Origin of the sequence: Pseudomonas sp. B20(2017) (assembly GCF_002113125.1) — a bacterium.
Lineage (GTDB): Bacteria > Pseudomonadota > Gammaproteobacteria > Pseudomonadales > Pseudomonadaceae > Aquipseudomonas.
This window is the reverse complement of record NZ_NEJP01000022.1, coordinates 78,224-89,694: the sequence shown is the minus strand read 5'-3', so window position 1 is coordinate 89,694 and position 11,471 is coordinate 78,224. Positions and strand designations below refer to the sequence as shown.

At 62.9% G+C, this 11,471-nt stretch carries 12 protein-coding genes; 8 read left to right on the top strand and 4 right to left on the bottom strand.

Going from position 1 to position 11,471, the window contains the following annotated elements; all coding sequences use genetic code 11:
* Positions 1 to 49: 49 nt before the first annotated feature.
* Positions 50 to 754, top strand: coding sequence for a YebC/PmpR family DNA-binding transcriptional regulator (locus CAF63_RS25875; RefSeq protein ID WP_027614601.1), 705 nt, complete (start codon positions 50 to 52; stop codon positions 752 to 754).
* Between the two features lie 131 nt (positions 755 to 885).
* On the opposite strand, the gene CAF63_RS25870 is transcribed toward CAF63_RS25875, so the two are convergent.
* Complete coding sequence (locus tag CAF63_RS25870; RefSeq protein WP_085690082.1) at positions 886 to 2,196, bottom strand: leucine-rich repeat-containing protein kinase family protein; 1,311 nt, start codon at positions 2,194 to 2,196, stop codon at positions 886 to 888.
* Positions 2,197 to 2,258: 62 nt separating this feature from the next.
* Positions 2,259 to 3,392, bottom strand: a complete 1,134-nt coding sequence (gene zapE / locus CAF63_RS25865; protein ID WP_085690080.1) for a cell division protein ZapE — start codon at positions 3,390 to 3,392, stop codon at positions 2,259 to 2,261.
* A 287-nt stretch (positions 3,393 to 3,679) separates the two neighbouring features.
* On the opposite strand from zapE, the gene CAF63_RS25860 reads away from it, so the two are divergent.
* The 7 genes from CAF63_RS25860 to CAF63_RS25830 all read left to right on the top strand — a co-directional run bounded on the left by CAF63_RS25860 (position 3,680) and on the right by CAF63_RS25830 (position 10,102).
* Positions 3,680 to 4,189 (top strand): spore coat U domain-containing protein, encoded by a 510-nt coding sequence (locus CAF63_RS25860; RefSeq protein ID WP_085690078.1) that lies wholly within the window; start codon positions 3,680 to 3,682, stop codon positions 4,187 to 4,189.
* A 100-nt stretch (positions 4,190 to 4,289) separates the two neighbouring features.
* On the top strand, positions 4,290 to 4,823 hold the full coding sequence (locus CAF63_RS25855) for a spore coat U domain-containing protein (protein WP_085690076.1): 534 nt from the start codon (positions 4,290 to 4,292) through the stop codon (positions 4,821 to 4,823).
* Positions 4,824 to 4,843: 20 nt separating this feature from the next.
* Entirely contained in the window at positions 4,844 to 5,380 is a 537-nt protein-coding gene (locus CAF63_RS25850) for a spore coat protein U domain-containing protein (protein WP_085690074.1), read from the top strand.
* Between the two features lie 4 nt (positions 5,381 to 5,384).
* Positions 5,385 to 5,885, top strand: a complete 501-nt coding sequence (locus tag CAF63_RS25845; protein ID WP_085690072.1) for a spore coat U domain-containing protein — start codon at positions 5,385 to 5,387, stop codon at positions 5,883 to 5,885.
* Positions 5,886 to 5,909: 24 nt separating this feature from the next.
* Positions 5,910 to 6,692: a molecular chaperone gene (locus CAF63_RS25840; protein WP_085690070.1), complete on the top strand. Its 783-nt coding sequence runs from the start codon at positions 5,910 to 5,912 to the stop codon at positions 6,690 to 6,692.
* A gap of 84 nt (positions 6,693 to 6,776) precedes the next feature.
* Positions 6,777 to 9,134, top strand: a complete 2,358-nt coding sequence (locus CAF63_RS25835; protein WP_085690068.1) for a fimbria/pilus outer membrane usher protein — start codon at positions 6,777 to 6,779, stop codon at positions 9,132 to 9,134.
* Complete coding sequence (locus CAF63_RS25830) at positions 9,131 to 10,102, top strand: spore coat U domain-containing protein (RefSeq protein ID WP_085690066.1); 972 nt, start codon at positions 9,131 to 9,133, stop codon at positions 10,100 to 10,102. Before CAF63_RS25835 ends, CAF63_RS25830 begins: the two co-directional genes overlap by 4 nt.
* Positions 10,103 to 10,107: 5 nt before the next feature.
* On the opposite strand, the gene CAF63_RS25825 is transcribed toward CAF63_RS25830, so the two are convergent.
* Entirely contained in the window at positions 10,108 to 10,860 is a 753-nt protein-coding gene (locus CAF63_RS25825) for an anti-sigma factor (RefSeq protein WP_085690064.1), read from the bottom strand.
* Positions 10,857 to 11,363, bottom strand: a complete 507-nt coding sequence (locus CAF63_RS25820) for an RNA polymerase sigma factor (protein ID WP_085690061.1) — start codon at positions 11,361 to 11,363, stop codon at positions 10,857 to 10,859. The genes CAF63_RS25825 and CAF63_RS25820 overlap by 4 nt, the downstream gene beginning before the upstream one ends.
* Positions 11,364 to 11,471: the final 108 nt, after the last annotated feature.

Sequence of the window (11,471 nt, the reverse complement as noted above, 5' to 3'; positions counted from 1 at the left end):
ATGCGTCGGCCAATAGATGTCTCGGCGCCACAGATCAAGAGAGTGAGTAATGGGCGCACAGTGGAAGGTTAAACACAAAGAAGCGGCAGCCAACGCCAAGGGCAAGATCTTCGGCAAACTGGTGAAGGAAATTACCATTGCTGCGCGAAACGGTGCCGATACCGCCACCAACGCACACCTGCGTCTGGTGGTCGAACAGGCCAAGAAAGCCTCGATGCCCAAGGAAACCCTGGACCGCGCCATCAAGAAGGGTGCTGGCCTGCTGGGCGAAACCGTTCAGTACCATCGCGTGACCTACGAAGGTTTCGCGCCGCATCAGGTGCCGCTGATCGTCGAGTGCGTCACCGACAACATCAACCGCACCGTGGCGGAAATCCGCGTGGCGTTCCGCAAGGGTCAACTGGGTGCTTCCGGTTCCGTTGCCTGGGACTTCAACCATGTCGGCATGATCGAAGCGTCGCCGGACACCCCGGATGCGGATCCGGAAATGGCCGCGATCGAAGCCGGCGCCCAGGATTTCGAGCCGGGCGAAGAGGGCGCGACCCTGTTCCTGACCGACCCGACCGACCTCGATGCCGTGCAGAAAGCCCTGCCGGAACAAGGCTTCACCGTGCTGTCGGCCAAACTGGGCTACCAGCCGAAGAACCCGGTCAGCGGCCTGAGTGCCGAGCAGATGGCAGAAGTCGAGGCGTTCCTGGAAGGCCTGGACAACCATGATGACGTGCAGGACATGTTCGTTGGTCTGGCCGGCTGATTTTTTGAGTCAGTAACATCCTATCGCGAGCAGGCTCGCTCCCACATTTGATCAGTGTTGTCCCCCCTTACAGGGTTGATACAAGTCGATTGTGGGAGCGAGCCTGCTCGCGATTGACCGCGCAGCGGTCATTACTGTTGCAGCACCTCAACGATCTCGCCGAACCCCGGCCGCGCCAGCACATCCGGCTGACAGCAACGCTGTTCCAGGGCTTCCAGCGCCTGACGCTGTTCATCGCTCAACCCCGAGTCGATGCGCGCCAGCAGTTCCCCCAGCAAAATCCCGAAAGCACGCACTTCGAGGCGTTGCAGCGCACGGGTTTCAGGCGTGTCCGCCATGGCATGGAACGACGCCGCGCCAAAATCCCCCAGCAGACAGTCGCCCTGATCGTTCAACAGAATGTTGTGTCCGTAGAGATCGCCATGGGTGATGCCATGACCGTGCAGATGCCCGGCGACCGAGGCGATGCCCCGGGCAATGCGCAAGGCAACGTCGGCACTGAAGCGGCAATCGTCGGCATACACATCCCGTGAACAGGACGCCAGGCTCGGCAGCCCGGCCAGATTGCGGTAGCTCGGATCGATCAACTGCATCACCAGGCCTTGCTGGTCATCGGGATGCCGGTCGATGCGACCTTCGACGCGGATCAGGTTCGGGTGCAGCCCGGCGGTGATGCACGCGTTCATTTCATGCAGCGGCGAACCGTCGCTGGTCATTTCACCCTTGTACAGCTTGACTGCCACCGGCGTGGCCGGCTGATCGGCAGGCTGCCACTGCGCCCGGTAAATGACCCCGGAAGCACCTTCGCCCAGCCGTTGCTCCAATTGCAGCGCCGACCAGTCGATCAGGGGCGCTTTGTTGAGGGCGGCGGCATCGGCTTCGGTTTCCAGCGGATTGCCAGCGTAGGCCAGCCAGGTCAGGCTCGGCAGGGTCAGCAACCATTGCGGTAACTCGGTCAATTGGTTGGCGGCGATGCGGATCAGTTCCAGCCGATGGCACTGGCTCAGTGACGGCGGCAGGGCGCGCAGGCGATTGCCGGCGAGCATGAGTTTTTGCAGCAACGGGCGCTCGCCCAGTTCGGCAGGCAGCGTTTCGATGGCGTTGTCGGTCAGGATCAGCCAGCGCAGGTTCGGCGGCAGCGCCGCGCCGGGCACCTGAGTGATGCGGTTGGCCTTGAAACCGATCATCGTCAGCGCCTGGCACTGGCCCAGACACGCCGGCAATTGCGTGAACTGATTGTCGGAGCAGAACAGCACGCGCAGGTGCGTCAGACGGTGCAAGTCATCCGGCAGGCTGCTCAGGGCATTGCCGCTGAGGTTGAGCACTTCCAGCGTTTCGGCCAGGTTGAAAATCTCCGGCGGAAATTCAGTCAGGCCCTCGGCCAGATCCAGCCGGGTGATGCCCGACAGTTCGCCGGCGCGCAGTTGTGCAAGGGTGTGCATGAAAAGGATCGCTATCTGGAAGGCGCCCGAGCGCCGGAAATGGGCGGCATGATAACGGCAAATCAGCCCGGTTCGTGCACTTCGCGCAATTGCCCGAGTCGGCTGCGGGTGCGGGCCAGATCGATCGCCTGACCGCCGAGGCTTTCGTGCAACGGGCGTTGGCCGAGCAGGGTCAGGTGTTTGTCCTGATCGTAGAGCACGTCGATCAGGTTGATGAATCGCTGCTGGGCGGCGATCGAGCATTCGCCCAGCTCCGGCAATTCATCGATGATCCAGTGGTCGAAGCGTCGGCACAGTTCCAGATAATCCATCACGGCCGTGGGTTGTTCGCAGAGGTCGTTGAAGGTAAAACCGACGCGCCGGCCTTCGCACAACCGTGCCTGCAAATGCCGGCTGCCGACCGCCAGAGGCAACGGTGTGGCGTCGAGTGGCGGCAGGTTCAAGGCGAGGCGCTGCGCCGGACTGGCCGGCCAGACGTAATGGCCCTGGGTGAACACCTGATGCTCATGCCGGCGCGCCTGGCTGCGGTAATCGTGCGGGCCGCCGACTTCCATGACCTGCATGCGCGCGTTGATCAGGTCGATCACCGGTTTGAAGCGCGCGTGATACAGCGGGTTGGGCAGCAAGCCTTCGGGCGGGTAATTGGAGGTCACCAGCAACAGGATCCCGCGCTTGAACAACGCCTTGAACAATCGGGTGATGAGCATTGCATCGCCGATGTCATGCACATGAAATTCATCGAAACACAGCACCCGACAGTCCATCAGCAGCGCATCGAGGGTGACGGCGAGGGCGTCGTCGCGGTCGCGGTGCTCGAACATGCCTTGATGCAGTTGGGCGAAGAATCCATGGAAATGCAGACGGCGTTTTTGCTGAGTCGGCAATGCCTGGAAGAATCCGTCCAGCAACCAGCTCTTGCCGCGCCCGACTGCTCCGTGCAGATACAGGCTGCGCGGGGTTCGCGCAGGCGTGCCAAACATCAGGCCGGCCTGCTGCGCCATGCAATCGATGACCCGTTGCTGGCTGTGACTGAGGGTATAGCCCTGGCCGTGGGCCTTTTGCCGGAAATAGTCACGGATCGATTGCGCGCTGGCAGCGCACTGGCCCGCGTTTGTAACGGAGCGTTTGTCGAAGAGATGGCGCAAGGCTGACCAGCGCTGGGTCAGACGCGAACGTTCGGGCGGTCGGGCGGGCACTGCAATCACTCCGTCATCATCGGGCCGGCTCCCCCCGAGCGCGGCGGCGTAGTTTAACCAGACGGGTAGTTTTGCATCCACTGCGCTTTATCGTTTTTCCGGAGAGCAATCTGCGGCGTGTACAGGATTTTTCAACACTTTAAATCGACGTGTTGCCAACCTTTCGAAACAAATCCCGGCGGGTGGCTGGATCCAATCGACTGGCGCAATCGGCGTCCGTTGCTAACCTGAAACACTGTAACGACAGAAATGCTGTCGCCATCAAGGAACGGGCGGTGAATGCAGGGATGGTCTGGGCATTGCTGGGCGGGCTCGCGATACCGGTCCACGCCGCCGACCTTCAGGTCGAGGTGCGGGTCGATGTGCAGCGAGGTTGCCAGTTGATCGGCCAGCAACGTGAGGCCGGTATCGAGCAACTGGGCGTGCTCGACTTCGGCAGCACGGCGCGGCTCGGCGACCAGGACGGGCCACTCGGCGCGGCGCTGACCAATTCCCGCCTGCCGCGTCTGGAGTGCAACCCGGACACCCCGTATCAGTTGCGCGTCGATGGCGGCCTGCACGGTGGCGTCGGCGAAGTGCGCTACATGGCGGGGGAGGCCGGTAGCAAGCCGATTCCTTATCGCCTGTATCAGGACGCCGCGCGGCGGGTGCCGCTGCTGGTGGATGTGCCGGTCAGTGGCCGGGTGCCGGACAGCGGCACGGTGGACTTGCCGTTATACGGGCGGATCGAGCGAATGGCCGAAGTGCCACGGGTCAGCCGATATTCGGATCTGGTGAAAGTGACGGTCACCTGGTGATCGCGGAGTTTTTCAGCCATTCGGGGGAACCGGGTGGCGCAGGGAAGGGCGTTCATTGACGAGCGCAGTGGTCGAGTGATCCTGAAGGAGTAGGGGCTCAATGATGGGCAGACACGGGCGGGTAATCGCCACAGTCATGCTGCTGATGTTCACCGAGGTCGCGGCAGCGGCAGTCAGTGGGCAGATCCTTGCGCGGCTGACGCTGATTGCCGGCTGCGAAGTGACCAACGCCACCAGCCCCGCCAGTCCGGTCGACGGGCTGGGTTCTCTCGATTTTGGCCAGCAGGGCCCGACCTGGAACGCACCGATCAAGGCCAGCCTCAGTGAAGCGGGCAGCGGCCAGCTCAATGTCGCCTGCAACCCCTCGGTCACCGGGTTCACCGTGACCATCGACGGCGGCACCCATGGCGACGGCACCACACGCCGCCTGAGCAACGGTCGTCAGACACTCCCCTATCAACTGTTTCTCGATGCCTCCGGCAGCCAGAGCTACAGCATCGGTCAACAACACAATTTCGCTGTCACCAGCGGCGCACAGATACCCATCCCGGTATTTGGCTCGGTGGTGGCGAACACCCGTGCGGTACCGGCCGGTGTCTATACCGACACCCTGACGGTGACGCTCGACTGGTAACCCCGTAGAGGACGGACACCATGCGTACGATTGCATCAAGGATAGGTTTGTCGTTGCTCGGCCTGACGCTGGCTTCCAGCATCAATGCCGCCACCACGGTCACCGGCCAGATCACCTCCAGCCTGATCCTGATCAGCAGTTGCCAGGTCAACGGCTCCGGCGGTTCTACCGGGCTGAACTTCGGTGTGTTGAACTTCGGCACCGCCAACAGCCTGTTCACCACGGCTACCGGGCAGGTGCTGGGCGGCGGGGGCGGGGCGCTGTCGATCCTGTGCTCGGCCGGCACCACGCCGACGGTCAAGGTCCGGGCCGGCGCCCATGACGGGCTCTCGCCGGGCGGTACTCGTGCGTTGTACGACGGCGTTGCCAACTACGTGCCGTATGACCTGTACACCGACGCCGGGCACTCGCAATTGCTGGCCATCGATGGGGTGATCAACCTCGCCGCCAGCACCGGTGTGGCGCAGACCGTGAACATCTACGGTCAGGCGGTGGGCAAGGCCGGGCTGCCGGCGGGCACTTACACCGACACGATTTCCGTTGAACTGACGTTCTAGTGCCATGGGCCGGCAGGGTTGTGCGGCGCTGCTCTTGCTGTGTGCGGGCAGCATGCCGCTGCCGTTGGCGGCGGTGACCAGCCAGAGTTTTCAGGTCAGTGCGACAGTGACGCCGGGCTGTCTGGTGGTAGGGGGCGTATCGAACTATGGCGGGCTGAATTTCGGTTCGCGTTCGGCGCTGGCCACCGGCACGGTGCAGGTCGCGTTGACCGGCGGCGTCACGCTGCAATGCACACCGGGGGTGGCGCTGAACATGACGGTCGATGGCGGCCAGTACAACAGCGGCGGGCGACGCATGCAGATCAGCGGAGGCAGCGCGAAGGTGGCGTACGCGCTGTTTCGCGATGCGGCATACAGCCAGAGTCTGGGCATCGGCCAGAGTGTGGCGGTGGCCTACAGCGACGCGAACAACATCAGTCTGCCGATCTACGGTCAGGTGCAATTGCCGGGCAATCAGCCCGGGGGGACATACAGCGATGTGTTGCAGGTGCAGCTGTCGTGGTGATGTGAAATGACAAGGAGCAGGTTTATGGGGTTTTTCACGTCACGCTATTCGTCCGTGTGTTGCGCCGTGCTGGCGCTGGTCATGTTCGGGTCGCTCAAGGCCGAGGCCGCCAGTTCAGTGCTGATCTGGCCGATCGATCCGGTGCTGGAGGCCGATCAGCAGGCCAGTGCGCTATGGCTGGAAAATCGCGGCACGGAAACCGCCAACCTGCAGATCCGCGTGTTCGGCTGGAGCCAGAGCGGTTTCGAAGAGCAATACCGCAATCAGCGCGAGGTGATCGGCAGCCCGCCGGTGGCGAAGATCGAGCCGGGCCAGAAACAACTGGTGCGCCTGACCCGCACCAAGGACGTGCCGCCAGGTCAGGAGCTGGCGTACCGGATCATCATCGATGAAATCCCCTCGGCCCAGCCCCCCGTTGCAGAAGACGGCAAGACCGCTGCGGCGATCCGCTTCCAGATGCGCTACTCGGTGCCGCTGTTCGCCTATGGCGAGGGCCTGTGGAGCAAGGAAGACAGTGCCCGTCAGCGTGACCCCAAAGGTATCGGCCTGCCGCAACTGAGCTGGCGCACGGTAGCGGTGGAGGGCCGTCCTTATGTGGAAGTGCGCAATCAGGGCGCGGTGCATGCGCGGCTGACCGATGTGGCCGTCACACAGGGCGGTCAAAGCAAACCGCTGGCCGAGGGATTGCTCGGCTACGTATTGCCCGGCGCGGTAATGCGCTGGCCGGCACCGGGGCCGGTGGCGGGAGAATTGGCTGGGCGGATCAATGGCGCGGCAAAGGTGCAGAGCATTCCGCCGGCGCGATAGCCGTAGCGAGTCATGCCGAAGCTTTCGGGTTTCGGCGCCAGCGGTTTCAGGAGGAATCAGTCCATTGACGGACGTAACACGCTAATGAGTCCGGGATGGGCTCGACGTATTCAGCGTCCGTTGTGGCTCATGACCGGCGCGTGGTGCCTGATGTTCATTCATCCATCCGGGGCCGGCGAACTGCCGCCGCCTCCCAGCGGCATGGAGGCCGTCAGCGATGCACAGTTGTTTCTGGAACTTGTGGTCAACCAGATGAATACCGGTCGGGTGGTGGCGGTGGAGCAGCGCGGAGGTCACCTGTTCCTGCCGGCCAGTGTGTTGCGCGACACAGGCATGAAGCTGCCGGAAGCTGCGGGTGCCGAAGTGGATCTCGACGGCCTGCCGGGCCTGCATAGCGATTACGACAGCGTCAGCCAGCGTTTGCTGCTTGATGTGCCGCCGGATTGGCTGCCAGAGCAGTTCATCGGCAACCGCGAGGTTTATCCGCGCACCCCGGCGCTGAGCAGTTTTGGCGCGTTATTCAACTATGACCTGTACCTCAATGACACCGACGACGCCGGCACCTATCTGGCGGCGTGGAACGAAGTGCGGGTGTTCGACAGTTGGGGCACGTTGTCGAACACCGGGCAATATCGTCGCACGTTGTCGGGGGATGCGGTCAGCACGCTGGACAATGGCTACCTGCGTTACGACACCACCTGGCGCTACTCCGATGACGAGCGGATGCTGACCTACGAGGCCGGGGACGTGGTCAGCGGCGCCTTGCCCTGGAGCAGTTCGGTTCGTCTGGGCGGTGTGCAATTCTCAAGGGATTTTGCGGTGCGCCCGGATCTGGTGACCTATCCGCTGCCGCAGTTCGCCGGGGAGGCGGCGGTGCCGTCCTCGGTGGATCTGTTCATCAACGGCTACAAATCCAGCAGCACTGACCTGCAACCGGGGCCTTACACCCTGACCAACATTCCGTTTATCAACGGCGCGGGCGAGGCGGTTGTAGTCACGACCGATGCGTTGGGCCGGCAAGTGTCGACCACGGTGCCGTTCTATGTCACCAGCAGCCTGTTGCAAAAGGGCCTGAGCGATTTTTCGGTGGCCGCCGGTACGTTGCGCCGGGATTACGGCCTGAAGGATTTCAGCTACGGGCCGGGCGTGACTTCGGGCAGCCTGCGCTATGGCGTCAGCGACACGTTTACTCTGGAAAGCCACGCCGAAGCGGCGGATTCCCTGACCCTCGGAGGGCTGGGCGGCAACCTGCGGCTGGGCAACTTCGGGGTCCTCAACAGTGCGATCAGCCAGAGTCGTTTCGACGGCGACGGCGGTCAGCAACTGAGCCTCGGTTATCAATACAGCGGCCAGCGCTACAGCTTTTCCTATCAGCGTCTGCAACGCCGCGACCGTTACGCCGACCTGACCGTGGTCGACAGCCCTTACACCACACTCAGCAAGCGCAGTGAGCAGGCGACCCTGAGCCTCAACCTCGAGCGCTGGGGCAGTCTCGGCGTCGGGTATTTCGACATTCGCGCGGCAGACGAAACCCGCACGCGGTTGCTCAACCTGAGCTGGAGCAAACCGCTGTGGCGCAACAGCAGTTTCTACCTGTCGGCCAACCGCGAAATCGGTGACAGCAACTGGGCGGTGCAGGCGCAACTGGTGATTCCGTTCGATCTGCGCGGCAGCCTGGCCATCAGCAGTGAGCGCAGCAAGACCGGGCAGACGCAGCAACGGGTCAACTACAGCCGCGCCGTGCCGTCCGAGGGCGGGGTGGGCTTCAATCTCGGCTATGCCAAGGGCGACGGCGCCGATTACCGCCAGGCGGACGTGACCTGGCGCCTGCAATCGGTGCAGTTGCAGGCCGGCGTCTATGGGACGTCCGACGCCGAAACCCGTTGGGCCGATGCCAGCGGTTCGCTGGTATGGATGGACGATCAAGTGTTCGCCGCCAACCGCATCGACGATGCGTTCGTGGTGGTCAGCACCGATGGCTACGCGGACATTCCGGTACGTTACGAGAACCAGCAGGTCGGCCAGACCGACCGTAACGGCCACCTGCTGGTGCCATGGAGCAGCGCCTATTACCGCGGCAAGTACGAAATTGATCCGCTGAACCTGCCGGCCAACGTGCGCAGCCCCAATGTCGAGCAACGTGTCGCCGTACGCCGGGGCAGTGGCTATTTGCTGGAGTTTCCGCTGAGCCGGGTGATCGCCGCGAGCATCGTGCTGGTGGATGCGCAGCAGAAGGAGTTGCCGCTGGGCAGTGGCGTGCTCCACGAGCAGAGCGGCACGCGGACGGTGGTCGGTTGGGACGGGCTGGTCTATCTGGAAAATCTTCAGACGCAGAATTCGCTGCGGGTGACTCTCGCGGACGGCAAGACCTGCCAGGCGCAATTCAGCGTCGATCTGCAGCAAGATGAAGTGCCGCTGATCGGCCCGTTGGTGTGCCAATGATCCGGGCGCGGCTTGCTCTGTGGCTGCTGTTGCTGCTGCCGGGGCTGGCGCAGGCGCTGTGTTCGGTGGTCACCACCACGCCGGCCGGGTTCGGGAATATCAGTTCGATCGCCGTGCGCACCACCTCGCAACCCAGCTCCACTTTGAATGGAGGTTTGAGTTGCACCGGTTCTCTGCTGTCGCTGTTGACCAACAATGACCATTTCTGGGCTACCGTCACCTCGACCCAGAGCGGTTTGCTCGGGCCCACTGGCGACGTGATCGGTTACACGATCTACGCCAACAACAGCACCAGTTACCCGCTGACGCGCGGCACCGCCTATGACTTCGCCCGCAACGGGATCATCGATGCCTTGGGATTATTGGGAGGAACCGTACCAAGAACCGTGCCGCTGTATCTGGGAACCACCATCGGCAGCAATGTTGCGGCCGGAGTGTATACCGAGACCCTCAGCATCTTCTGGAACTGGAACTACTGCTCCGGGATCGGCATCGGCGGCATTTGCCTGGGGCGGGACATCAACAGCGGCACCACGACGCTGACCGTAAACCTGACGGTGTCCAACGACTGCACCATCACCGCGCCGAACATTGCCTTCGGCAGCGCACCGGTGGTCAGCGCGTTCACCCCTGTAACCGGGCAGACCATCAACCTCGCCTGCACCAAAGGCAGTGCCTACACCGTGGGGCTGAACGACGGGCAGAATGCGCTGAGTGTCGGTGGACGGCGACGGATGATTTCCGGCAGCAACTATCTGGCCTACGACATTTTCAAGAGCGCCGGGACCACCCGTTGGGGCAGTGTCGGCGCGGCCCGCCGGGCGAGCAGCGATGCCGAGGTCAACCCCGGCAACGGGCTGGGCACCGGCAGCCAGATATTCAATTACAACGCGAAAATCTACACCGACCAGACCACACCGCCCGCCGGAACCTACCTGGACAATGTGGTGCTGGATGTGGGGTTCTGAACCGGCTAGAAACTCACGGATTGCTTGAGCATTTTCGCCGCCGGGGTATCGGTCGGGCTGACCATCGCGTAGTTGTAGCCCTTGCCGGACCAGTACTCGGCCTGCAGATCTCCGTCCTGGCGGCTGCCCCGGGGCAGAAAGGTATTTTTCGGTCCCGGTGGACGCACGTAAAAACTGACCTTGTGCCCGCTCTGGTCTTCATACATCACCATCGCCGCCGGGCCTTCATCGGTGCTCAGCAGACGACCGCTGACCGGTGTAAATCCAGCCGATGTCAGGTCCGGCAGGCGATTGGCCTGAGTGAAATAACGGTCGAGCCAGCGCTGGATGTCGCCGTCGCCGTCGACCTTGTAGTCCGCCGGCAGAAGTCCTTGCTGGGCGATCAAACGGTAGGCCTGCAAGGCGTCCGTCATCGGTGCCGGGGGATGAAACACGGTCATGTCCCGAGCCTTCCAGCCACCGACACCGCCGAGGCTGACGGCAATCAGCAGCACCGCCGCGCTGGCCCACTGGCGGCGCGACTGGCGCTTGAGTCGCTGGCGGATCAGCGACGGATCGAGTTTCGGATTGGCCGGTTGTTGCAAGGCACCGCCGAGGGCAGCGCGCAGGTGCTGGGCATCCTGTTGCCAGGCACGAACCTGCGCCGCTTCGTCCGGATGGCTGGCGAGCCAGGTTTCCAGCACATGTCGGTCGGCCTCGCTGAGCTGGTGGTCGACGTAGGCGTGCAGGTCACGTTCGTTGGGAGGCAGACTGATCATTTGAGTATCCGCAAGGAAGGGCTGCTGATTTCCCCGTCGCTGAGCTGGCGCAGGGCCTGGCGAGCGCGGGACAGGCGCGACATCACGGTGCCGGTGGGGACGTCGAGAATCTCGGCGACCTCCTTATAAGTCAGGCCTTCCACCGACACCATCAACAGCAGCGCGCGCTGTTCGGTGGGCAGTCGGTCGAAGACCTGCAAGGTCGATTGGGCAATGACGGTGCGTTCCACCGAGGGCTCGGCGTCATCGCGGCCGGTGAAGAACTCGAGCATCCGCGCATACCGCCGCGAACGCCGATGCGCATCGAGGAACTGCCGGTACAGGATCGAAAACAGCCAGGCGCGCAGATCGCCGTCGGCGCGTTTGTCGCCCCAACCCGACAGCGCCCGCTCCAGACTGGCCTGTACCAGGTCGTCGGCGCTGCTGCCGTTGCGGGTCAACGACACGGCAAAGCGCCGCAATCTGGGAATTATTTCTCTCAGTTGTTCGTCGAATTCGCTCATGAAGTTCTACTAGTCACTACGCTGTGGACTAGGAAGACGTCCGGCATTGGAGGTTATTCCACGTTCTGAAAAATAAATACCGGGCCGTGGAATAAATCCCGATGGCGT